At 42.9% G+C, this 25395-nt stretch carries 15 protein-coding genes; 4 read left to right on the top strand and 11 right to left on the bottom strand.

What is annotated here, in order from left to right:
• Positions 1 to 1008: 1008 nt before the first annotated feature.
• The 3 genes from LU361_RS18600 to pdsR all read right to left on the bottom strand — a co-directional run bounded on the left by LU361_RS18600 (position 1009) and on the right by pdsR (position 6742).
• Positions 1009 to 3528, bottom strand: coding sequence for an ExeM/NucH family extracellular endonuclease (locus LU361_RS18600; RefSeq protein ID WP_233090658.1), 2520 nt, complete (start codon positions 3526 to 3528; stop codon positions 1009 to 1011).
• Between the two features lie 286 nt (positions 3529 to 3814).
• Positions 3815 to 6019 (bottom strand): ATP-binding protein, encoded by a 2205-nt coding sequence (locus tag LU361_RS18595; protein WP_233090657.1) that lies wholly within the window; start codon positions 6017 to 6019, stop codon positions 3815 to 3817.
• Between the two features lie 24 nt (positions 6020 to 6043).
• Positions 6044 to 6742 carry a proteobacterial dedicated sortase system response regulator gene (gene pdsR, locus LU361_RS18590; protein WP_233090656.1) on the bottom strand — a complete coding sequence of 233 codons (699 nt, stop codon included), beginning with the start codon at positions 6740 to 6742 and terminating at the stop codon, positions 6044 to 6046.
• A gap of 195 nt (positions 6743 to 6937) precedes the next feature.
• On the opposite strand from pdsR, the gene LU361_RS18585 reads away from it, so the two are divergent.
• Both LU361_RS18585 and LU361_RS18580 read left to right on the top strand, forming a co-directional pair.
• A complete protein-coding gene (locus tag LU361_RS18585; RefSeq protein ID WP_233090655.1) occupies positions 6938 to 9199 on the top strand; it encodes a marine proteobacterial sortase target protein in 2262 nt (753 codons plus the stop codon).
• Positions 9192 to 9851 carry a class GN sortase gene (locus LU361_RS18580; protein ID WP_233090654.1) on the top strand — a complete coding sequence of 220 codons (660 nt, stop codon included), beginning with the start codon at positions 9192 to 9194 and terminating at the stop codon, positions 9849 to 9851. The genes LU361_RS18585 and LU361_RS18580 overlap by 8 nt, the downstream gene beginning before the upstream one ends.
• Positions 9852 to 9861: 10 nt before the next feature.
• On the opposite strand, the gene LU361_RS18575 is transcribed toward LU361_RS18580, so the two are convergent.
• On the bottom strand, positions 9862 to 11496 hold the full coding sequence (locus LU361_RS18575) for a methyl-accepting chemotaxis protein (RefSeq protein WP_233090653.1): 1635 nt from the start codon (positions 11494 to 11496) through the stop codon (positions 9862 to 9864).
• A 599-nt stretch (positions 11497 to 12095) separates the two neighbouring features.
• On the opposite strand from LU361_RS18575, the gene LU361_RS18570 reads away from it, so the two are divergent.
• Positions 12096 to 12827 (top strand): DUF599 domain-containing protein, encoded by a 732-nt coding sequence (locus LU361_RS18570; protein WP_233090652.1) that lies wholly within the window; start codon positions 12096 to 12098, stop codon positions 12825 to 12827.
• A gap of 135 nt (positions 12828 to 12962) precedes the next feature.
• Here LU361_RS18570 and LU361_RS18565 read toward each other — a convergent pair whose 3' ends face one another.
• The 4 genes from LU361_RS18565 to rnr form a co-directional block, all read right to left on the bottom strand.
• Positions 12963 to 16139 carry an efflux RND transporter permease subunit gene (locus LU361_RS18565; RefSeq protein WP_233090651.1) on the bottom strand — a complete coding sequence of 1059 codons (3177 nt, stop codon included), beginning with the start codon at positions 16137 to 16139 and terminating at the stop codon, positions 12963 to 12965.
• 11 nt (positions 16140 to 16150) lie between these two features.
• Positions 16151 to 17326 carry an efflux RND transporter periplasmic adaptor subunit gene (locus LU361_RS18560; protein ID WP_233090650.1) on the bottom strand — a complete coding sequence of 392 codons (1176 nt, stop codon included), beginning with the start codon at positions 17324 to 17326 and terminating at the stop codon, positions 16151 to 16153.
• A gap of 625 nt (positions 17327 to 17951) precedes the next feature.
• Positions 17952 to 18707 (bottom strand): 23S rRNA (guanosine(2251)-2'-O)-methyltransferase RlmB, encoded by a 756-nt coding sequence (gene rlmB / locus LU361_RS18555; RefSeq protein WP_233090649.1) that lies wholly within the window; start codon positions 18705 to 18707, stop codon positions 17952 to 17954.
• Between the two features lie 120 nt (positions 18708 to 18827).
• Entirely contained in the window at positions 18828 to 21443 is a 2616-nt protein-coding gene (rnr, locus tag LU361_RS18550) for a ribonuclease R (protein WP_233090648.1), read from the bottom strand.
• A 479-nt stretch (positions 21444 to 21922) separates the two neighbouring features.
• Between rnr and LU361_RS18545 the strand changes: the two genes are divergently transcribed.
• Positions 21923 to 23074: an extracellular solute-binding protein gene (locus LU361_RS18545; protein ID WP_233090647.1), complete on the top strand. Its 1152-nt coding sequence runs from the start codon at positions 21923 to 21925 to the stop codon at positions 23072 to 23074.
• 59 nt (positions 23075 to 23133) lie between these two features.
• Here the strand turns inward: LU361_RS18545 and LU361_RS18540 are convergent, their stop codons facing one another.
• The 3 genes from LU361_RS18540 to LU361_RS18530 form a co-directional block, all read right to left on the bottom strand.
• A complete protein-coding gene (locus LU361_RS18540) occupies positions 23134 to 23931 on the bottom strand; it encodes an autoinducer binding domain-containing protein (protein ID WP_233090646.1) in 798 nt (265 codons plus the stop codon).
• A gap of 103 nt (positions 23932 to 24034) precedes the next feature.
• Complete coding sequence (locus LU361_RS18535; RefSeq protein ID WP_233090645.1) at positions 24035 to 24691, bottom strand: class I SAM-dependent methyltransferase; 657 nt, start codon at positions 24689 to 24691, stop codon at positions 24035 to 24037.
• Positions 24682 to 25293 carry an N-acyl amino acid synthase FeeM domain-containing protein gene (locus tag LU361_RS18530; RefSeq protein ID WP_233090644.1) on the bottom strand — a complete coding sequence of 204 codons (612 nt, stop codon included), beginning with the start codon at positions 25291 to 25293 and terminating at the stop codon, positions 24682 to 24684. The genes LU361_RS18535 and LU361_RS18530 overlap by 10 nt, the downstream gene beginning before the upstream one ends.
• Positions 25294 to 25395 lie beyond the last annotated feature (102 nt).

Raw genomic sequence — 25395 nt, 5'->3', positions numbered from 1 at the left:
TGAAAATTATTATACTTTTTAAAATTCCCTTTTTTGAAATTTATAGCATCTTTAAATTTACAGTACTTCTTCAAGCTAATTTAGACATTTCAAAACCAACCTAGCTATTCTCAAAACAACAGTGATAGGCATAAAGAATATAAACAGCTAACTCTACGTGTAACTCATTTAAGAAATATATCGTTTTCAAGAAATATATTATTACGAAATATACAATTTTGGAGTACGTTTTTAATATTAAATACTAAGAATAGGAATACAGACAATAAACCTTTTATTATTCTTTGATTTCTTGTCTTTTTATTGCTTTTCTTATTATTTTTTATTTTCCGCGTTTACTTCTTTATTATTGTGAGCTTTTCTCTTTTTTTGCTCAAATTTGTTTTACGCTTGCTTTGTATGTTTGACTAAATTTTATTTATGTAAGCTTTGTACAATATGATACTAACGATTAGCCGATAGGTTGTCTATTAAAAATTGAGACTTTTATTCAATTAAACGCACTATAGGAGCCTCTGATTAACCTCAACATTACTCAGCGTGATCTCAAGCGTGCAGTTGCAAGACGACGTTTGTAATTAATGGCCCTTTCTATAACAGATAGTGGGGCCTTAATAAAAACGGCAACGCCGCAAATGTGCGCTTGAGATCAGGTCCAGCCGTTCCAAGCATTCACGGCGTTCGCAAGCTCACCCCTACGGAGCCTGCCAGTTTTTTCCTGCTCTGCGTTGTGCTTTTTCGATTTAACCCGTTAGACCTTCAAAAGCACGCCTTAATCAGAAAAAAACTCCTTGGCCTGAGTGATCTTGAGGTTAATCAGAGGCTCCTACAATTTTTACTTTTACCAAAAGGTGAATGTTTATAAACAAATTATTAAAAAAACGCAGTCCGTGTTAACTTTTTGTGACAACACTTTTAATAAAACTCATCTAAAAATCAACTTAAAAAAACTACAAAAAAGGGAGCCAATGGCTCCCTTAAAAACACACTATTTTTATCGATCAATGATTACCAAAAGTAACGCTTAAAGAATTTACGAAGCTTTCTTTTAAACTTCGCTTTTCTTTTATTTTCCAACTCAAGCGTGACAACAACTGGGTCATGATCTGAACTGCGGTAAGGACCAACAGCGGTAAAATCAATTAAATCACCCTGTGCACCATTGTTGAAACGCAACGCTTGGTCATAGGTTAATTGGAATAACTCAACGCTGTTGATGTTCCAGTGATCAAGATCAACCACTGCATCGAATGCCGCAGGTGAAGCAAGCACATGGTCAAGCGAACCAATTTGATCATCGCCGAAGAAGTAGAACGAGAAGCCTTCAGGGTCAAAAGTGTCTTTAACTGGAATGTAACCAAAAGTATCAGTCACAGGCACTGACAAACCACCATCCAACTCGGTATTTACTGCAGAAGTAATGGTGTAACCACGCTCTTCTGGGGTGTAGTCGGTCAAAATTGCCAATGCATCTTCTTGGCTATAAGTATTTAGATCGCCAATGATCAATACTTTTTCCGGCAGATTCATGGCTTCAAGAGCGTTACCCAGCGCTACCGAAGTAGACACGCGGAATGCGCCACAGCTGCCCTGAATTGAATCTAACTCTGTTGGATTGTTATCGTCTTCAAAACAGGTAGAACCTTTCGATTTGAAGTGGTTTACGGCAACGGCAAATCGATCACCCGTAGCGCGATGTCTGAAGCTCTGAACCAGGGTATTACGCTGACCCACAAAACGACCATTGTTGTCTTGAGTTGGCAATGCAATACCGCGCAAACCGCCTCGGGCAATCACTTTACGGTGCTTATAAATTACAGCGTTGCTGATGGCGTCAGTACCGGTAATAGAAGTATCGTTTGAGCGAGCAAAGCGATACACACGTGAACCCAACTTAGCGTTCACTGCATTTACCAATTGACGAATGGCACTGTCTTCACCGAAGCCGTCGTTTTCAACTTCAATTAAGCCAACAACGTCAGCGTCTAGCGTAATCAATGCATCAACAATACGCGCTTCTTGTAACGCCAACTCTTCTGCGCTTTCGGCACCACGGTTGGCGGCGAAATCAAAGGTAACTTCACCGTTTTCCAGTACTTCGCCATTGAAGTAATTAAGCACGTTGAAGCTTGCGATAGAAACATCGCCGTCAATCACATCTGGTGCATCGGTGCGGTTGGATTCAATAAAGAACGTTTCTTTGGTTGGATTGATTCGGTATTCACCAAAGGCAAATCTTACCGGACCAGTTGCAGAAACAGTTTCACCAACGCGAGGAGCATTACTGTAATCGAGACCATCAAATTCTGGTGTTGCGTAATAGCTGATTTCGTCTGGGAAGGTTTGGCCATTATCATCTTCTAGATAAATAATGTTTGCCGATAGGTTTTCTTGTGCAGCCTCGAATTCTGCACTTAGAGGAACAGCAACATCTGACGGATTGAATTTAACGCTGTCGCTCAAGAAAATTTCACCGAAACGGGTGAAGTTATCCAGACTGAAAATAGTTGCGTCGTTAATTGTTGCAACCATGCCTTCAACAGTTTCGATATCTAAGACATCGTCAAACTGAACTGGAATCACCACCGGAGTAATAAACTCAGAAGCAATACCACAATCGATTTGCTGGCTAGCAGAGATTTGGCTGTCGCCGAAGAAATCAGACGGTGCACCAAGTACACGCGCTACGTCCCCTACTTCGATACCTTCCGCTGGCGTTGCGAAAATAAAGATACCTTCAGAAGTCGCGCTGTTATTGTCAGAGTCACTTGGCTCTTCTTGCAAGAAGTAACCGTTGTCGCGGAATCCGGTAACGATACCTTCAACGATAACATCATCAGAAGTCGTTACATTGAAACCATCCCCTTGAACGGCGCTGATTAGTGTTGCATCACTGAAACACGCACCAATATCCAGCGGAGGTGGGGTTGGATCGCCGCCGCCAGAACCGTCGGTTACGAATGTTGCTAATGGAACCGCAGTGGCAGCAGTAGCGTTGGTTGATTCACCGTCTAGCGCATTGCGACCGCTGAACGTCCACTCGGTTAAATTGAAGACACTGCTAGCAACAGAATCGCTAACACGGTACGCCCAACCGTCAAGATATTCCCAAGGCTCGCCGGTACCATCAACATTAATGTCACCGAACAAATCAATCACTTCACCGTTTCGGAAAAGCTCGATTGCGTCATCACCATTAATGTTGGCCGCGCCCGCCTGAAAAATGAATTCTGGTTCAAATTCAAAAAACTGCGCGAAACCATCAATGTTAGAAGTTACGTACAGATAAGTTCCGGCATCCACACTGGTGCCAGAGAAAGTAAATTCTTGGCCATCTGATCCACCACCGTTATTCGCAGAACCCAAACCGTAGATGGTAATGTCTGGAATATCTTCTGTTACATAAATCTCAAAACCTTTTGGTAATCCTCCGGGTAAAGGTCCATCGAACACCCCGGTAAGAACCATGCTGGCATTAGCAGTTACGCTCGCCGCCAATATTGGCGCCGCCAGAAATAATTTTTTCATGGATAAATCCTTTAAGACTGTTTAAAAATAATTATGTAGAGTTGTTTTTCGATAAATGGAATCATATGCGCCCTAGATAGGCGAATGTAGCCACTACTGTTGAATTTGGCAGTGTAATTTTACTAATAAGGAGTATAAAGACATTACACCTACGGAAAAGCGTATTTAAACTATTTTTCGGTTTGATGACGTTTTTAAGTCAATATGACGTATTTAGAAAAAAGTGAGACAGAAACGATGACACAAGTTAATAAAACAACACCCGTGTCGAATATCATTTTTTAAATTAATGCGGTGTTTTTGGTAAGTAAATTTTAAATTCTACGCCCGATAAATCTTTTCTATTATTCGCAACGATACTCCCCTTATGTAACTCTACGACTAATCTGGCAATAAATAACCCCAACCCCAAATGGAATTTTTGCTCAGATTTAACAAAACTGTCCGCATTTAAGTTGGAGGATTGACTTCGCACAGAAATTAACGAATCAAAAATTTGGCCACGCATATGCTCAGGTAATAAGGGGCCATCATTGGATACAACCAACTCGTAACAGTCTGGCCGTTCGTGCAAAGCTAATTCGATGTATCTTTCATTCGGGCAAAAATCGAGGGCGTTTTCAAAGAGCTTATCCAATAATTGAACAATTAATTCGGGCGCACCAACATAGTTATTAATAGATGTTGAATTTTTTACGCTTAAATTTCTGCCTCTTTCATTCGCCAGCGGTTGATAAGCTTGGCCAATATCATTAATTAAGTTTGTTAAAGAGAAGTTTTCAAATTCAGTATTCTTAATGGCCTCTTCCACCTGTTTGGCGGAATTCATCGACGTTAAAATATTGGAAAGCCTACTGGTGCCTTCTTGGGCTCGTTTAATATAAGTACTTTGAGATTCATCCGCATTCAGAAATTCCAAGTTATCTAACGAGCTTCGTATGACTGCAATGGGTGTTCTTAATTCATGAGACAGTTTGCTTGAGAGTGTTCGCAAATAATCGTTGTACTCGTCAATATTGCTCAACAGCTCTAAGTAACTTCTATTGAGATCACCAATTTCGTCGTCAAAATTCGATTTGGGAAAACTGCGATTAATTGTGCCATCTGTGTGAATGGATTTTTTCACGTAATTATTGAGTTGGCGTATTCTGAAACTCAACCAACTCGCATACAAAAGAATCACCGCTGCGGCCAATAAAAGCGCAACAAAGGTGTACAAAATAAGCTGAAAAACTGCGCTGTTGGTGAACTTCCACCATTGATCGTTGGACTGCTCCAATACAACTGAGCCCACTACCTGTTGATCTTGCATCACTACCGGAACAACCACTCGCACCAAATTGCTGTCAACGTCCAAACTGTACCACTGCGCAACCGGTGAATTACTCGCAGCGGCGTGCGTGATTTCATCAGCAGACAAAAATCCTTTTTGATGCAATCTGTGGTTGTATTGGGGAAAATCGCGAGTCGATACAATTAATCTAAGCAACCACTCAAGTGCGAGGGTTCTTTCTGAATCTGATGGACGTTCCCTGCCCTCATAATCGGTTGATTCATTGGTTGACTCACGGGTTGCCAATGAATCACGTTCACTGAGAATCCAGCCCTGGCTGTCGAGCAAATAAAGTCGGTTGTTTTCGTGAATAAAGGATTGAACGGTTCGATCAAGCACCTGATTAATCGACTTGGTATTTGGTGCCTCTTTTACAACAAACTGCCCGTCGATAAATTCGACGTTCATATTCCCCAATATGGGATTGGCTTGGCTTTGAAAGAATGCCAGTCCTAACGTATCTTTCACCAGCGATTTCGGTATTTGTAACTCAATCTGAAAGCCATTGTTGGCTTCTCGCCAAAAACCTCGAATTTGAAACTCTTGGAATATTTTGTTGCCTTCTTTATAAATCGCCTGGATACGGCCAGGTGAACTGGTACGAATAACGTAATTATCTTTACCCCGCGTACCCGTTGATAAAAGCAAATAATCTCCGCCAGCGGGAAAGTTTGTTGTAGGGTTATGATACTGAACGGGAGAATCTAATGAGAAGCTGGCAAATAAATAGACGTAATTAAAAGTACTGGCGGCTTTAAGGTTTAGCCTCGAAGAATTCAACGATAAATTATCGATATCGAGGCCCAACCATTCGTCTTCGTATCCATCAAGATTTATATCCGAGTTTATGGTGTGAATATAAATCGACCTTGATGCGTTAATATCGCTGTTTGTGTTTACGAGAGATAAAACAGAGTTTTGCTTTTCGTTCCCTTGATTATCAGTCTCTTGATAACCACTTTCTTGCATTTGATGAAAGCTCGACAGTAAATCAGAATCGCTGGTAATTCTATCTGCAATGGCTTGAGCGGTAGCCAGTGCGGCGCGCTCTTGCCCCAGGCGCAATACCATTTCCATTTCTCGAATATAAAGAAAACCGGAAATTGGCAAGACCAGTAGAAAAAGGCTGACAATTAAAAGCTGTTTACGCAAGCGCATGAAATGACTGTTTTTAGTGTTTGATTAGCTTTTCTCTTCCCAGCGATAGCCCATTCCGTAGGCGGTTTGGATGGAAGAAAAATCAGAATCAATGTGTTGGAATTTTTTGCGAATACGTTTGATGTGCGATGTGATGGTATTATCGTCAAGCACAACGTTGGCCGCATCCATCAGTTGCTGTCGATTCTTAACGTGACCCGGGTGTTTGGCCAAGCTATGAACAATCCACAATTCGGTAATGGTTAAGTCGATTCGTTCGCTCTTCCAAGTCACTGAAAGGCGCTCAAGATCGATATTCAAATCACCTCGATTAACCACACTGTCGCTTTTATCAGAAGACGTAGCCATTAATTCAACACGGCGCAACAGGGCGATAATTCTGGCGAACATGTGAGGTTGGGAAATATCTTTGGTCAGATAATCGTCAGCACCCAAGCGCAATCCCGAGACAATATCAAAATCGCTATCGCGGGCGCTTAAAAAGATAATTGGCAACGTTGGCGCCATAGCCCTTAAATTGCGACACAGCTCAAAACCACCTTCTATTTCTTCACCGAGCCCAACATCAATAATGGCCAAATCAGGCAAGCGAAGCTGAAACGCTTCTTCTGCGGAAGGCCTGTCGTGAAACATAGAGACTTTATAACCCTGACGCTCCAGCGCGTCTCGGTAATTCTCAGCAATGGCGATTTCGTCTTCTACAATAGCGATGTGTTTGGCCATAGGACTCTTTAAGTTAGTCAACGTTCGAAACAGAGACAGCGATTTTAACCTGTCTGCCGTTCAATTCAACCAACATTAAACTGCCATATTTCGCCACAATTCATCGCTATTCCATCAGATTTCATTCTGAGGATTTCCCTAATTCTGGGTTTGAATACTGAGTAACAATCTTACAAAGCCAAATTTAGGATCATTATGCGTACAACACTTAAATGGATTCACGTATTCATCCAACTGATATCTAGAAATTCAAACGTTCGGCCATCAAATTACACGTATATACATTACCAACAACCGCTTGGGTACAAACCCAAAAAAATTCCCAAAGAGCGATTGCTAGATTCTAGACCGCGAAAGAAAAGGTTTGAGTACGCGATTGTTTCGGCGTTTATCATCGCGTTAATAGCACTGCTGCTGGTTTTAGCACCTAAAATTGCTAACGCCTCAGCTTTCGAGCAATCGACCGGCAGCGGTGACTTGTTATTTAACGGTGCCGGAAAAAATAATCAACCTGCCTTGCATTTAAAATCGGAAGTGTCAGTTGATATTTCTGGCATGATTGCAACCACGCGCCTGCAGCAAACCTTCAAAAACCCAACAAACGATTGGCTCGAAGGAACCTACGTATTTCCGCTGCCGGATAATGCCAGTGTTACAGACATGACGATTATTATTAGCGATCGTAAAATTAAAGCGGAAATTAAAGAAAAACACATCGCCAAAGAAATTTATTTACAAGCTAAAAGTGAGGGTAAAAAAGCCGCGCTGGTGGAACAAAAACGAGCGAACGTTTTTAAACAACATATTGCGAACATCAGTCCGCAAGAAGAAATTACGGTAGAACTGACTTTTTACCAAACCGTTAAATACGACAACGGTTACTTTGAGTATCGCCTACCCACCACAATGACACCCAGGTACACCCCCAAAGACAACACCCACTCAAGACAGAAAAATCAGAATTTAGAAAATCCTGAAACACAATCCACCGCAATACATTTAGGCACACAAGGATGGAATAACGATTTATCAGCAATACCCTTTATCCAATCACACAAACCTTCTGAATCGGACCGAAGTTCGGAAGTAGACAATCCAATCAAAATAGAAATTCAATTGGACCCAGGATTAGAATTAGCCGATATCACCGGTTTGTATCACGATATCAAAGCAGAAAGAAAAAACGGTTCTTATCAAATATCAACGGATAAAACCTGGCAAAGTATGAATCGAGATTTTGTGATTACCTGGCTACCGGCTACCGGATCAAAACCTGAGGTAGCTCTGTTTAAAGAATCGATTGCCGGAGAAAATTACGGATTAATTGTATTGCTGCCGCCCACGGAACAAACCACCGATGTGAATCGCTCGGTTACCTTTATTATCGATACGTCTGGCTCAATGGGCGGAACCTCAATTAACCAAGCGAAATCTGCTTTGATGCTGGCATTAAAACGGTTATCACCGAAGGATACATTCAACGTTATTGAATTTAACTCCAACACGCGCTCGTTGTTTTCTTCTCCCCGTTACGCAGAAAGCGGCAATTTAAATTCTGCATTCACGTTTGTTAACAGTTTGCGCGCCGGCGGCGGTACCGAAATGAAGCCCGCCTTAAATGCCGCTCTTCAATCAAACAGTCACGACGAAAACCTTCTCGAGCAAATTGTATTTATTACCGATGGCAGTGTTACTAACGAACAAGATTTACTGCAATTAATCCATAACAAACTCGGTAATAAACGACTGTTTACGGTTTCTATTGGCTCTGCACCAAACAGTTATTTTATGAATAAAGCATCGCAATTTGGTCGAGGCACATCGGTTCATATTGGTGATATCGCCGAAGTTCACAATAAGATGCAAGACTTGTTTGTCAAATTAGAGAACGCAACGTTACAGAGTATAACCGTCGATTGGCCTAATCATATCGATGCCTGGCCGAAAAAGATTGGTGATTTGTACCGCAACGAGCCGCTGGTTATTGCATACAAAGAAAACACTGCGGTTCAATCAGATATTACCTCAAATATTCATGGCTTTTTTGGTGACGGCACGCTGTGGCAGCAAACACTAACCATTTCGAACGCTTCAACGTCGAAAAACAACAAGGGCATTTCTAAAATTTGGGCGAGAAAAAAGATTGATGCCTTAATGGATAAAATCATTTCGGGTGAGCCCGAAGATAGCATCAAACCGCAGGTAGTCGAAATTGCGCTTCAACACAGCTTATTGAGTAAATACACCAGCCTTGTCGCAGTTGAAGAAGAAATTTCTCGCCCGCTAGGTGAATCAACCGCTCATGCAAATGTGCCATTGGTCAGTCCGCTGGGACAAACACTCATAACAACGCCACAAACGGATACACCAAAAACGCTGCACTTAATTCTTAGCATACTGTTGTTTGTTTTTGGTTTAATGTTTCATCGTTTACATCGAGGTGCGCACAATGTCTAAGCATGTATTCACTCAAGTATCTCAATCGAGCCACGTAAAATACGCCGTGTTAGCCGTGATTTTCTCGGCGTCTCTGATTAATTTAAGCAAAGCAATTTGGATTGACGCCAAAGCATATTTAGCTCAGCAATTGATTGCCTCCGCCTGGGAAGAAACCTTAGAAAGTGGCGGCAACGTACACAAACCCTGGAGTTGGTCCGATACTTGGCCGATCGCAAGGCTGCAAGTACCGCATTTAAACGTCGATTGGATTGTTCTTGAAGGCACGTCTGGGCAAGCGCTGGCTTTCGGACCGGGAGGTATTACCACCAATAAAATCAGCAATAAATCAATGGCGCCCACACACAGTTATCATTTTGCAGGGGCGAATATTAATGAAACCCGAGTTATTGCTGGGCACAAAGATACGCACTTTTCTTTTTTGGAGGATTTAAAGCATTCCGACGTCCTGCAAATACAAACCAAAGACGGAGCCTGGCATAAATACACAGTAACAAAGCTGGAAATTACCGAACCTATCGACCAAAAAATATCGATTAATACCTCGGTCAATGAGTTAACACTGGTTACCTGTTACCCATTTCAAGCCACTGTCACTCCGTCGAAATTACGTTACGTGGTCACGCTAAAGAAAATTTCAAATCACGCTTGAGAACTAGGGCCTAGCTACTGAGCTTAAATTGTCCCACCAACTGTTTTAAGCGACCACTGAGTTCGGTGAGCTGGCGGCTGGTATCGGAGGTTTTTTCTATACCCTGATGAGAAGACGTAGAATACTCCGCCATCAAACTGATGCTCTGATCAATTTCTTTGACCGCCGCAGACTGTTCTTCTGCGGCACTCGCAATTTGTAAGTTCAGTTCAGAAATTGAATTAATAGCCGAGACAATCGACGCAAGCGATTGTCCTGCTTCTGCGGCTCGATCAACGGTTATCTCGGTGGTTTTCTCGCCGTTGCCCATGGTGATAACGGCTTTGTCACTGCCGTTTTGCAACGACTCAATCATGTTACGAATTTCTTCGGTTGAACTTTGCGTTCTGGCGGCAAGGGTTCTTACCTCATCGGCAACAACAGCGAAACCTCTGCCCTGCTCTCCGGCTCGCGCGGCTTCAATGGCTGCGTTCAATGCCAGCAAATTGGTTTGTTCGGCAATACCGCGAATAACTTCGAGAACCGAGGAAATCGACTGGCTGTCAGCGTTTAGATTTTTAATCGCGACCGACACTTGCTGAACATCGCCAGCCAAGTTGTTTACCGACTCTTTGGCTTGTTCAACCACACCTTGGCCCGCTTCGGCTTCACGATTCGCCTCTTGCGCCGACGACGCTGCACCTTCGGCATTACGTGCAATCTCTGAAACGGTCTGCACCATTTCCATAATCGCTTGCACAGCGGTTTTCGACTGCATTTGTTGTTTCTCTAAAACGTCTTTGCTGCCTTTAATATGCTCGTTCAACTCCAGCGAAAAATGCTCAACTTGCGCCGTTGAATTTCTCACTTCAACCAATGTGTTGTTGAGCTTGTTAACGATGGCATTAAAGCTTTGCGCCATATCCGTTAATTCATCTTTTCCTTCTACGTCCAATCGCTTCGTTAAATCGCGATCACCTTCTGCGATATCACGCAAAGCCGAAGAAGCTAACGACAAGGGTTTTGAAATCGATCGGCCAATATAAAGCGATAAAGCCGTCACGACGGCGAAAACAATCATACTGATAGAAATCTGCCAAGGGGCTGCTTTCCAAAATGCCACTTGAATATCCGTGGTGTACACTCCGGAACCGACAATCCAATTCCACTCCGAAAAACCCTTCACGTAACCGATTTTGCGCACTGGTTTTGTGCCACCCACTTCCGGCCACATGTAGGGAACGACACCTTCGCCTTCAGCTCGAACAATATCGTCCATGGCAATAAAGAGAAATTTTCCTTCGGTGTCTTTAATGCCAGACAGGTCTTTTCCAATTAAATCCGGCTTAATTGGATGCATGACCATTTCAAGGTTGGTATTTTGAATCCAAAAATAATTTCCGTTTTCGTATCTCAAAGAGCCAATTGCAGACGCCGCTTGCTCTTGCGCTTGCTCTAGAGTTAACGCGCCTTCGGTTTCTAAATTGTGATACTGTTCCAGAATACTGTGAGCCGCTTCTACCAAATGCTTTGTGTTATCCGCTCGGCTGGTATTCATGGTTTGATACAGCGTACTCAACGCTTCGACGGTTAACACCAACAAGCCAACAGCAATCAAAGCGGATTGGAATATTATTCTTTTCTGAATTGAAAAGTTTCGAATCATTTCAATAACCCATATTAACGACCTCGTACAATTTGAGATTAGCAGATCGTCAACAGCGCGCTAGTGGCTTTAAAAATAAGATTTCAAATAACCACAAGATTCAAACTCGGTAAATTATTGCTCACTGATATAGAGTGTTAGATAATAGGCTGGTTAGACTATTAGGAACGCCTTATCCTGATTTTTTCTCTCATTTTCTGGCACTTTATCAGCAATAATTTAACAATGATTTGCTTAACTGATAAGAATCGGTGATTAGCTCAATAGTTACCGTGGTCACACAGTATTTGACGTTAGGTTTCGCGCAAAATACACATTTACGACGTTCCAATTTTCGTAACTGACGATGACCATTTACGCTTGTTTTACCGTTGTTTACTGCTTAGCACAACATAGATTGTAGCCATAGAAAATAGACTGTAACTATAGAAAATAGACCGCAGCTGTAGAAATTTGAAAATACCGTCTATTGAGTTTGTGCCATTTTATACACTTGAGAAAAACAACGTTTACAGCAATTAATTTTAGGGATCTCTGATTAACAAGAAGGTTCGTTACCACCTCATCACACTACTTTTATAGGGTTGGATTTTATAAGCATGGAATTACTCGAATTTGAATTCGATTTAACATTGGTTAACTGGGTTAACGTTGGCTGCATTACGTGGTTTTTTGGCTGTTGGATAGGTTACGCTCGATTCGCCCGACACATGGCGAAGAAATCACACTGCATAGCCTCGACAATGCACAGCTTGCGCGTTAATTGGATGGAAGAATTAATTCATCGTGACGCCCGAGTCGCAGATGCGTCGATCATCGCCAACTTGGAACGCAACGTCGCCTTTATGGCTAGTACCAGCATATTAGTATTGGCGGGTATTTTTACGATGTTGGCTTCGGTCGATAAGGTCAATTTGGTTTTATCTAATTTACACATAACAACGCCGTCAACCTCTGAAGAAGTGCAATTAAAGCTGCTGCTGTTGGCATTAATTTTTGTATACGCGTTTTTCACCTTTACTTGGTCGTTACGGCAATTTGGGTTCTGTGGTGTCATTATTGGTGCAACGCCGTTGGCGCCACAAGTGGAACGCAAAGAATTTGCTGTGCTGGTAAAACACGGAGCAAAGGTTTTTGATCAAGCTTCTCACAGCTACAATTTTGGTTTGAGAGCTTTTTATTTTTCAATGGCTTGCCTGGGTTGGTTTATTCACCCAATTGTTTTTGTGATTGCTGTTGCCGTTGTTGTTTGGGTTTTGTATCAACGAGAGTTTCAATCCAGCACCATGAAAGCGTTATTACAAGTCAGCCAAGACATTAAACAGCTTTAATTAAGCACGAGTGAATTACCGCCAAACAAAAAAAGCCGCTAATGCGGCTTTTTTTATTGGTCACTCATAGGGGTAGTTTACATGGATAACTTATTTGCGAATTAACACAAAACTTCTACAGAACCTTCAGGATTATTAAATCCCCACTTCCGCCGACAGTTCCACACCCTTTCTTGACTTAAACAAGCTGCCAATATCTTGGAAAACCAAATACAGGCAAGGCACCATAATCAGCGTCAGTACCGTGGCAAACAATACCGACGATCCAAGAGCAACGGCCATTGGGATCACGAACTGAGCTTGTAAGCTGGTTTCAAACATAATCGGCATAACACCGGCAAACGTGGTAATTGACGTTAGCGTAATCGCTCTAAATCGAGCACAGCCAGCTTCGATAACGGCTCGACGCGTTGCCACACCTTGGGCTCTCAACTGATTGATGTAATCGGTCAACACCAAACTGTCATTCACCACCACGCCCGCTGCCGCAATCAGGCCAAACGTAGACATCATGCTCAAATCCAAGCCGAGAATATAATGCCCCCATAATGCACCAATAATGCTGAATGGAATGACGGACATAATAATCAACGGTTGCACGTAGCTTTTCAGAGGAATCGCCAACAGGATGTACACCAACAACATAGCCGCAACGGCAAACGCCATTTGCTCCAGTTGCTGTTGTTGCTGATCTTCTAAATCACCACCCAATTGCGTTTTAACGTCTGGGTACTTATCCAAAATAACCGGCAGTACTTTTTCACGAACTTGCTTACCCGCTTCGCCGGGTTCAATGACCTGTTCGTCAATGGAAGCACCCACGTAGACACTTCGGAACCCTTCTTCGCGCCGGATGTAACTGATTCCCGGTGTTTCAACCAAAGTAACCACATCACCCAACATAACTTCTCGGCCATTGGGTGTTCTGATTACCGTGTACTTCAATGACGAATACGCGCTTCTGGTTAATTCGGGATAGCGAACCATGACACGAATCTCGTCACCATCGCGAATCACTCGCTGCGCTTCACCACCGTAGAAACTCACTCCAACCTGATTAGCAATGTCGGCAAGACTCAATCCCAAATCGTAAGCAACTGGCAACAACCGTAATTGTACCTCTTTGCCAACCGGATCAATCGTAGAACTGACGTCGTAGATTCCCGGAATTTGACGCATCAAGTCCATAAATTCACGGCCTGCGGTGTTGAGTTCGTCTAAGTTCTCACCGTAGAAGAGATAGCCGATCTCGCCACTGCCATCGCCCTGATCATTAACGTCATCAAGAATTGTGATCGAGCGTAACCCCGGAATCTCTGGCAGTTTTTCTCGCCATTGGCGAGCCAAATCAAAAGCCGTCAAATCGCGTAATTCTTCGTCAACCAAGGGGATCACAATTTGCCCATCGACACGGCCTTCGTTAAAGGCCAACACGTCTCGAACCATGCCTCGACCAAAGGTTTCGATATTTTCTTTTTCAACTTCCCAGACAATATCTTCCACTTCGTTAAGCGCACTGATAATTGCTTCATCAGAGACGTTTTCATTCATCTCAATTTTTATTGAAGGAAAATCGTGCGGCACTTGAGGAATCGGAATAAATCGAACCAAGTTCGAACTGAGCAGCGAAATACTGACAATAAAAAACGCTAAAATTAAGCTAATGGCAGTCCATCGCTGGTTAAGACATTTTTCTAAGAAACCTCGATAACGAACATTAATAAAGTTCATGAACTTAGCATTGAACTTAGATCGCCAAGAATCTGGTTTCTCTGGTGCAAATTTTGTGTGCGCCAAGTGAGCTGGCAGTATCAGCTTGGATTCAATCAAGCTAAAGAACAAACACAGAATTGCGACAACCGCGATACCGACAAAACGAGCGCTGTCTGGGCCAGAGGACAAGGTAAACGGAGCAAAAACAGCCATCGTTGTAAGCACACCAAACGTTGCCGGTGTTGCTACTTTTCGGGTTCCTCTTACAACGCTAACAACACCACCGCCGGTTTTTTCAACTTGGGTATAAACACTTTCACCGATAACAATGGCGTCGTCGACCACAATCCCCAGCACCATAATAAATGCAAATAGCGAGACGATATTGATGGTGACGTCGAATGCCGGCATAAACAGCAGCGCCCCCAGGAAACACACAGGCAAGCCGAGCATGACCCAAAATGCCAATTTAATGCGTAGAAAAATCGACAACATAATGGCGACTAGAATGGCCCCTAACAACAGGTTTTCTAGCATCATGTCTAAGCGCGCATCCAGGTAATAGGTAAGATCAACCAATACCTTAATTTCTACGCCTTGTGGCAAGGTCGCATTTTTCTGTTCAATGTAGCGTTTCACTGTGCCAGCAACGTCACCGATGCTCTGCTCTTTGGTCGCGTTGACATCAATGTGAATGGCGTTTACGCCAGAATATTGAAAGTAATACTGTCCCTCTTCGAATTCATCACGAATATTAGCAACATCGCTGAGCAATACTTTCGCGCCGTTTTCTCCGATTTTTACCGGAATATCGCGAAAGTCTTCACCGCGATAAGATTGGTTTTCAATACGAACAGAAATCAAACCCGAATCGGTACGAAGCTCACCGGCAGAAATATTGGTTGAATAATTGCGAATCGATTGGGTGACATCGCTGATGGTGAGGTTGTATTTGCGTAAAGTATCGGGATCGATTTCAATTGCAATTTCGTATTCAGGGGCGAATACGTTGACTAAAGATACATTCGATTGTTGCAGTAACTCGTCGCGAATTTCTTCGGCAAACGGTTTTAATTCGTACAGAGGTAAATCGCCAACCACCGAAATTTCGATAACCGATTGTTGAAATTCCTGTTGAGAAACGAGTATTGGCTCCATTGCCGCAGGAAACGTAGCAACGCCATCAACCCGGAGTTTTACTTTGTCGAGTACTTCTGCTAAATCAGCGTCGGAGTCAATTTCAAGAGTGACCGTGCCTGTACCGCGATAAGATCGAGAAATACTTTTATCAATTTCGGTAACGTCTTTCAGTGACTCTTCGATTTTAACCAAAATACTTTCTTCAATTTCTTGAGGAGAAGTACCCGGATAATTCGCCGTTACATTGATGGTGTTTAATTCAGTATTCGGAAACATTTGCCGCTGAACGGTCAGAAACGCAAAAATTCCCAAAATAATGATGGCAACCATCAACAAATTGGCGGCAACGGAATTGTGGGCAAAATAGCCAATTAAGCCTTTTTTAGAGTCTTCAAAATCGGCGTCTGAAAAATTGTGCTCGTTTGGATTTTGAGGCTGTTCAGATGTATTTTCTGACATAAATAATTCCTCTAGCGCACATTGCTAGTACTGACTTGTGCCCCAACCTCATCTTTATCTTTAGGCTGGATTTTTACGGACATACCACGTTGCGGGTACTCGGGCGGTGTGATTACAACTCGGTCGTCATCAAAGAGGCCAGAGCCAATAAAAAAGAACTCGCCTTGCTCTCGAATCACTTGTACTTTTCGCGATTCCAATTGCGAAGATTCATTCACGACCCATACAGTGCGATTGTTCACCAGCTCTTGCGGTAGGCGATACACTTGATGGAGAGTTTTTCCCGGAAAGGTAATATTGGCGTAGCTGCCGAATTTTAGTGCGGGCTCTGAATTTTGAATGCCGTACGGATCAGTCACTTCAATAACCAAAGAAGACATGCGAGTGTCTTCATCGATAACTCCGAGGTCATGCTTTATAAAACCCTCACGCGTAACACCGTTAAGGCTTTGATCCGATACCGTCACCTCTACCCCAGAGAGATCTTCGGGTAAAAATGCACTGTCAAATCCGGCGATGGGTGCAACAATTTTCGCGCTTTCAATGTTGTAAAGTACCGCCACTGAGGTACCAGCCACTAAAAACTGACCAACACCAATGTCTCTGGCAACAACTAACGAATCAAACGGTGCGTAAACCTCGCAATTTGCGAGATCTTTTTTGGCCGCTTTGAGTTGAGCTTCTGCCGACTTTACGCTGGCTTTGGCGCTCAACAGTTGCGGTTTTCTCAGGAACAAATCGGTGTATTTTTTGTTCGGATTACGCTTGGCTTCATCGCGAGCTACATCGGCCATAGCTTCTTCTTCGATCAAGCCGGCATTGGCCGAAATCAAGTTGGCTTCTGCTTGCAACACTGCGGCTTCGTAGACGTCTTTATCAATGGAAAACAGGCGTTCCCCACTTTTGATCAAACCACCCTCAACAAAGCTTTCGTGCCAACTGACGACCTCGCCACTGACCTTGGCCGACAATTGAGTAATTTCAATGGGCTCAACAGCGCCATGGGCGGACAAGAGCAACTGGTAATCAGATGCGATCACACTTTCAACACTCACCGTCGGAACGATATCAGCGGTAATTTCGTTATCGGGAGGGCTAGCGGTAGCCACAATTGCTTTGTTTATACCGATTCCTGCGAAAACGATAACAATAGGTAAAACAACCCTGGCAATTTTTTTAACTTTCATTCAGATTACCAATGTACAAATAATTTTGATCAGAAATAGCACAAAAGCACTTCAGCCCGCCATTTCTATACGCGTTCAGCACAATTTTGACTACGTAGTTTAAAAACGAAATAGTTTACAAGTACCTGACAATTAACAGGTATTACAACGAAAATGTGTGAGTAAAACGATTTAGATCCCAATCTGGGCAGGATTCTTATCAATTACTTACCGTTGATTACATATTGTTGTTAGTCCCAATACGACCACAATCATTTAAGCTATGACTACAAAGTTGAGCTATCGGTCATTGCAGAAACAAAATACTTGAGCGTAGACGCCTGTAATACGCCAATGGTTGACGAATGGAGCGCCAGCTCGTCTCTATTTTCGATTCAAACGTTCGTTTTGATGGAAATTGCGGCAGAGCATATAATGAGAATGATTATTGTATGCGTTTTAACAAAGAAGAAAAGCGAAAACAATCTGAAATAACACAAACCGACTGCTCAAGGAGCTTTAGACATTGGAAGCTTTAAACATTGAAACAGTCGACTAAAAATTAAGCTCTAACCTATCTACTAACCCGCCTAAAATAACAGTAGGTTTTAACGCCATTGAAAGAGATTTTATTAAGGAATCTCTGCTAACGGCCTTTCACTCTTTGTCGCACTGCTTCGTAGAGAAAAACCCCAGCAGCAACAGACACATTCAAACTGGATACCTCACCTGCCATTGGTAATTTCGCAAGATGATCGCAGGTTTCCCGTGTTAAGCGACGCAGACCTTTGCCCTCAGCCCCCATCACTAACGCAATAGCGCCGGTAAGATCTAAAGAATACAAAGAATTTTCGGCTTCGCCAGCGGCACCAACCACCCAAACACCCTGCTCTTGCATGGTTTTCAGTGAGCGCGACAAATTAGTCACAGTAATATAAGGAATGGAATCAGACGCACCGCTCGATACTTTTCTGGCAACGGTATTTAAGCTGGCAGAATTGTCTTTAGGTGCAATCACAGCAGCCGCTCCGGCAGCTTCGGCACTGCGCAAACACGCACCTAAATTATGAGGGTCTGTTACGCCATCGAGAACCAAAAACAACAAATTGGTATTTTCAGCACTCGCTGTCGCGAGCAATGTATCGAGATAGCTCTCGGTGTAACTTTCACCGGGAGTCGCCATAGCAACAACACCCTGGTGGTTGCCGTCGGCAATCTTATCCAATGATGCACGCTTTAAGCTTTGTACGGAGATTCCATTTTGTTCGGCTAAGCTCAGAATCTGCTGAAGTCTTCTATCGCTTCTGTCTTTTAATACTTTCAACTCAACAACGCGATAAGGTGACGATTTGAGCAATGAATGAACGGCGTGCAAGCCGTACACTGATTCTAATTTGGCCAATGTATTCTCTCGATAATTAATGATCTGGTTTAAGCCCAACGGCTAAGCCAGAAATTATACCCAAAAGATCAGACTCAACATACACGCGTACCGACTTGTCACCCCACCTCCGCTCAAATATTATTTTCGCTTCTTCTTTGCTTTCACTGTGCGAGATTTTGCTCGCTGTTTTTTAGCCGCCGTTGATTTCGGTTTTGCTTTCTTGGGTTTCTTTTTAGGTTTTACTGGGGCTTTTTCATCGGCTTCTTTTTTAGCGCCCGATTTGGCCTCAGTTAATAAATCTTGTTTTAAGGCTCGACTGTTTTTTGCTCCTGGTTGAGCGGGTCGTTTACGCGGTTTCAATTCTTTTGGATTACGGCCACCGGATTTGCGCGCGCGCTCTTGCTCGTGCATTTCAGCCAGTAATTGCGCTTTTGAACTCACTTTGATTTTTTTCTTAGGCTTTAACTCAACCAATTCAAAATCAACTTTTCGCTCGTCCAGATTTACCGCAACAACGCGAACTTTGAGTTCGTCGCCCAAACGAAATACCTTGCGAGTGCGCTCACCAATTAAGCGATGATGCGCTTGTTCGTAGTGATAATAATCCCCAGGCAAGGCGGTAACATGAATAAGACCTTCAACGTACAAATCTTTGAGTTCAACGAATAAACCAAAATTTGTCACCGCACTGACGACGCCATCGAATTCATCGCCAACGTGATTTCTTAAAAATTCGCATTTCAGCCAGCTAACCACTTCGCGAGTTGCATCGTCTGCGCGTCGTTCTGTAATCGAACACTGTTCACCCAACTGCAAAACGGCATTGATGTCATAGGGATAAATTTGTGCACGTTTTAATTTCCGTGCACCTTTAATTGGCTGTAAATGTCGTTCAACGCGAGCAGTAAATTCTTCGCCATCTGCGCCAGCACGCAATAAATAACGAATCGCACGATGCACCATCAAATCCGGGTAACGGCGAATGGGCGAGGTAAAATGAGTATACGCGGTATAAGACAGACCAAAGTGGCCTTGATTGTCTGGCTGATATTTCGCCTGTGACATGCTTCGCAGCATGACCATTTGAATTAAATGCGCATCTGGGCGGCCGTCAATTGCGGCCAGTATTGCTTGGAAGTCCGCAGGTTTTGGTCGCCCTCGCCCGCGCATGGATAATCCGGCGCTGGCCAAAAATTCTTTTAGATTCTCTAGCTTTTCATCCGAGGGGCCTTCGTGCACTCGATAAAGCGCGTCGATTTCGGCTTTTTCCAATAACCTTGCCGCACACACATTGGCACACAACATACACTCTTCAATCAGCTTGTGGGCATCGTTGCGCTCAACGGGAACAATCCGATCAATTTTGCGTTCTTCATCAAAAATGATTCGAGTTTCTACGGTTTCGAAATCAATAGCACCTCGGCTTTGACGCTCAGACCGCAGGGCTTGGTATAAATCGTACAGTGTATCTACCGCTGGCAACACATGATTGTATTGCTTTCGAATACCACTGTTTATCGACTCGCGCTCATTGAGCATCTTGCCAACTTTTGTGTACGTTAGGCGCTCATGAGAGTGAATTACGCCTTCGTAAAACTTGTAACCGCTGACTCGTCCGGCGGCACTCACGGTCATTTCGCAGACCATACACAGTCTGTCGACGCGCGGATTTAATGAGCACAAACCGTTCGACAGTGCCTCTGGCAACATAGGCACGACAAAATCGGGAAAGTAAACGGAATTACCGCGATTGATTGCTTCTCGATCCAAGGCAGAATCAGGCGATACGTAGTGCGAAACATCCGCAATTGCGACGAACAAACGCCAACCGCCCGATCGCTTAGTTTCGGCGTAAACGGCATCGTCGAAATCGCGTGCGTCTTCACCATCAATGGTAATGAACGGCAGTTTTCTTAAATCGACGCGTTTGCGTTTGTCTAAATCATCGACTTCATCGGGCAGTAATTCGGCTTCGGCCAGGGTATCAGACGGCCATTGATGAGGAATTTCATGACTTCGAATAGCGACATCAATTTCCATTCCCGGCGCCATATGGGCACCGAGAACATCGATAATATCGCCGCTGGGCAAACTGTCTCGGGCGGGTTGCTGAACAATTTCTGCAACCACGTATTCGCCTCGCTTAGCACCGCGCAAATTTCCCTTGGAAATCATAACGTCATGAGTCAGGCGAGGATTATCTGGGCGCACAAAATGAATGCCGGATTCACTGAACAATCGACCGACAATTTGCTTGGTGTTATGCGCAATAACTTCAACAATTGTTCCTTCTTTACGGCCACGTCGATCGCGGGACGTTGAACGAACCACGACTTCGTCACCGTCGAACACACGGCGCATTTGTCGATTGGACAAATAAATGTCTTCGCCACCATCGGCGGGCAAAACAAAGCCGTAACCGTCTTTGTGCCCTTGAATCCGACCTCGGGTCAGATCCATTTTATTCAGTGCACCAAAAGCGCCTTTTCGATTGCTTATTATTTGGCCATCACGACTCATGGCAATTAAGCGACGTCTTACGCCTTCAATGGCGTCTTCTGAGGTGACCTTGAGAATGTCGCACATTTGCTCGTGGGAAATGGGACCTTGGTGATTGGTAATTATTTCGAGCATGTACTCCCGGCTCGGCACGGGATTTTCATAACGAGAAGCTTCACGTTCGGCGAAGGGATCATTGACAGGAGTATTCCGTGAAACAGCAGCGTTATTTTTATCCGCCTTTTCTTTGGGCAAAATTTTGATCCTAATTTTTATGGTTAAGTCTGAATACCTTATACGGTACTCAGCCAATGTTGTTAATTAATAGTTTAGATATTCTTTACAATTTTCAGCAATGTTGTTTTACGTGCCATTATATCGATATTTTTACGAACTTTAAGTTATTTAATTCCCAATAAATATAACAAATTGGAACTTGAAATTTTTATTGATGAAAAATAATTCAAAAATGTGGAATATTTTTGTTTTAAGACAGTGAAATTCATAATAAATTAAACGAATATAGACATATTAATGGCCAACCCTGTTGATACTAAGAGCTTGTTTTCAAACAAAATTTGCATAATGTTGATATTGCGTTACTGTAGGACTCTCAGCGCGAACCAAAATACTTAATAATTAATACTAAGGTGCTCGTAGAGTGTCGTAAGACTCGTGAGCTTCTTACTTACAATGCATCTACGGAGATTGCACGTTAAGGAGAAACACAAAAAATGAGAAAGTTAGTTTTACTTCCTGCCATGGTGGTCGCACTCCTGAGTAGCCCAACGTACAGCCAATCAGAAGAATCGCGCACACTTAAAGTTTATAATTGGGAAGATTATATTGGCGAAGGCGTCATCGAACAGTTCGAAGAAGAAACCGGCATCGACGTTACCTATGACACCTACGACAGTAATTTAGAAGTAGAAGAAAAAATCATCAAAGGTGGCGGCGGTTACGATGTTGTTATTCCCACCATCGATTTTATGTCAAAGCAGGTAAAACGCGGTCTCTTTAAACGTATCGATCGGTCGAAACTCACTAATTACGGCAACCTAGACAGCGCATTTATGGCAAGCATCTCCGAGCTTGATGTTGAAAATGCACATGGCGTCCCTTACATGTGGGGCACCACCGGTATGGGTTACAACGTGAGTGAAATTGAAAGAATTCTCGGCAAAGATGCACCAACAGATTCTTGGGATCTTATTTTCGATTTAGAAAATTTAAAGAAACTCAGCTCTTGTGGTGTTTCTATATTGGATGAGCCTACAGAAATAGTCTCAATTGCCTTAAATTATCTAAAGAAAAATCCCAACTCAACAGTTACCAGCGATTACACTCAAGTCGTAGAAAAATTCCTGAAAGAAATTAGCCAATACGTTATTTTCGATTCCGCTAACTTTTTGGATAATTTAGCTGCTGGCAAAATTTGCGTTGCTGTCGCATGGAGCGGCGATATTTTCCAGGCGCAAGCTAACGCTGAAGAAGCAGGTAACGGTGTAGAAATCTCTTATGTTATTCCCGAGGAAGGAACTGTACGCTGGGTTGATATGCTCGCCATTCCAGAACTTTCTCAAAACGTCGATGAAGCGCACCAATTTATTGATTTCTTAATGAGACCAGACATTGCTGCCAAAAATACCAACTACATTTGGTACGCAAACCCAATCCCTGATTCAATTCCATTAATTGATGACGAGATCAAATCTGACGCGTCTATTTACCCAACTCAGAAGATTCAGGACAAGTTATTCTACAGCACAACTCGCTCAATTCGCGTGAGAAGAACCGTAGAACAATTGTGGGGAGCGGTTCTGAATGAAAACAAACGTTATCGTCCAGCCGAAAGTGATCAGGTAGGGCAAACAAACGTTAACTAAGCGTTAAAAACAACTAACCTCATAAAAAAGCCCAGATCAATGTCTGGGCTTTTTTATTTTTAATCGATATGTTCAACGAGGTTCATCAAACCTGAGTAGTACATGATTTGATTGCGATTAACCGTAATGGCGCCTTCGGCACTCGAATGAGAAAACTTTCTGCGCACCTTCAACATAACTTGCTCTAAGTATTTTTCGCTTCTACCCAATTCCTGAGCAATTTGAACCGGCGTCTTGCCTTGTGCCAATTTAGCCAAAAACCGCTTCTCGGTATTTGTTAACGACTGCAATATAGGTTGAACAAAAGCCGACGTATAACAGGCACCGGAAAAGACCAAGTTATGAAATAGCCTTGTGCACAGCTCAAGCTTTTCCATCGTACTCGATTTTAGCAGCGAGAATTTTGTATCTTCTTCAGTAATAAAACTGGCACCAGCTACTCCCCTCTCGTCATTCAGCAAAGGAATGGTGATTCCGTTATTGATTCCGTAGTTCAATGAGGTCGCAATAACCTCTTTGGCCTTCGGGTTATCGGACATATACTGCTTTGGAATGTCCCCCCACCAGTCAAAGGCTTCCGCCACGCCGCCATTTACCGCCTGTATCAGCGGATCGTCTCGCTCAAAATGTGCTTGTTCGTAGTGCTGAAGATATTGCGGAGAATACGATTCTGATACTTTGTACACGGGCTCTTGATTAAAGTTACTGTCAATTAAAAGCCTCGGAATAAACGTGTACAAAACGCCGTCATAACCCAGTTTGATCACTTGTTTTTCAAACACAGAAAATGCTTGCTCAAAACTTCGAGCGCGATACAACTCTTCACAATACTGCCCTAAATCTACCGCTGTATACACCAGAACCCCCGAGAAACATTAAACAAGTAAATTAATTCGATAAAAATAAAAAGGTAAAAACGCACCACCAAAAATACAGCCAGAACTTAAATGAGAAGCATCTTTATTTTCTTACTTTAACTAAACCGACTCCACCGTCATAAAAACTGGCATCAACCGATAAAACGTTAAAATCAAAGCGCTCAAGCAAGTCACATAATTCAGTGATTGTTACCAAGTTTATGCCTGGATTATCCATAATTTTGAGATTATGGCTTTTAAATGCCTGCCAATAATCGTGATTGATAAACTCAGGCTCCGCCTCTTCTAAAAGTTTTACCATATCGATGGATTTCAGCAGTGTTGCAAGAATAAACACGCCGCCAGGTTTTAAATCTTGGTAAATTTTATCAATAATATCATTTGGTTTGGGCCAAGAATAAAAGCTGTTAACACTAACAGCACAGTCAGAGGCTGGTAATGCAGTGAGCATAATATCACTGTGAACAAACTGGGTAGTTAAATTGCTGTGACAGTTGCCTACAGAGTTTGCCAATTCGATCATTTCTTTGGAAAAATCAATTCCCGTGTAAGACGTTACCGAGGCATTTTCATTCAAATAAGGAATCAACTTTCCGGCACCACAACCGTAATCAATAATATCACCGTACAATTCGTTGGCTATAAACTGATTGAGTTGAACCATTACCGCCGGCATGATTGAATGAAATGACTGCGCATAATCTTCCCATTCGAATTTATTTTCTAGTACTATCGACATAACTGTGCCCAATTAAAAAATTTATCTTTTGTTTCTTCTAATTTCCAAACAACGCAAGCCAATGAGTAAGGTCCGCCGTAATCGACTTTCATATCGTCACAAACCACCAACACACCCATTAACCGTTCGTGAAAAGAAATGTCTTTAGGCTTCATGGCCATCACAATGGAATCGTGACCCGTTGCCATCGCAATTTTGTAACAGGAACGATAAAGCAGTTTTAAATCATCAATTTTCTGGCTGGTGATAACTAGGCGACCGAGTTCAACAAATCGCCGTCCCTGGGCTTTTAACGGTTGGAGAAATTCAGATTCTGGCAGTCCCAATGGGCCGTCGAAGGTTAAACGCACGGTAAAACACAATGCGCCGTTTTTATTTCTTTTATAAAGAGTCAATCCAAAACGATCATAGGGATCATTGTCGATATCCATCTCAGGATAAATACCGCTTAGCCCTAGCTTTCTTAGATTTTTTACATCCCGCAGTGTCGAGTCATTAAGGGTTATACAAACATCTTCTTCTATATTTGAAACAACATTACAACTCGGTTCGCAGGCAAATATGTGGGCATCATCTGATTTACACGTATTATCGCCTATCACCACCACTTCCTTATAACAAACTATTATATGAGAAACGATTTATTATTTTTATAATCAACAAAAATCGCTCACACTCGTTCCAGTATTGTTTAGAAGTTGTTG

This window comes from Sessilibacter corallicola (genome assembly GCF_021290925.1).
In the GTDB taxonomy this organism is placed as follows: Bacteria; Pseudomonadota; Gammaproteobacteria; order Pseudomonadales; family Cellvibrionaceae; genus Sessilibacter; species Sessilibacter corallicola.
Note: the sequence above shows the minus strand (reverse complement) of the source record. Positions and strands in the feature narration are given on the sequence as shown.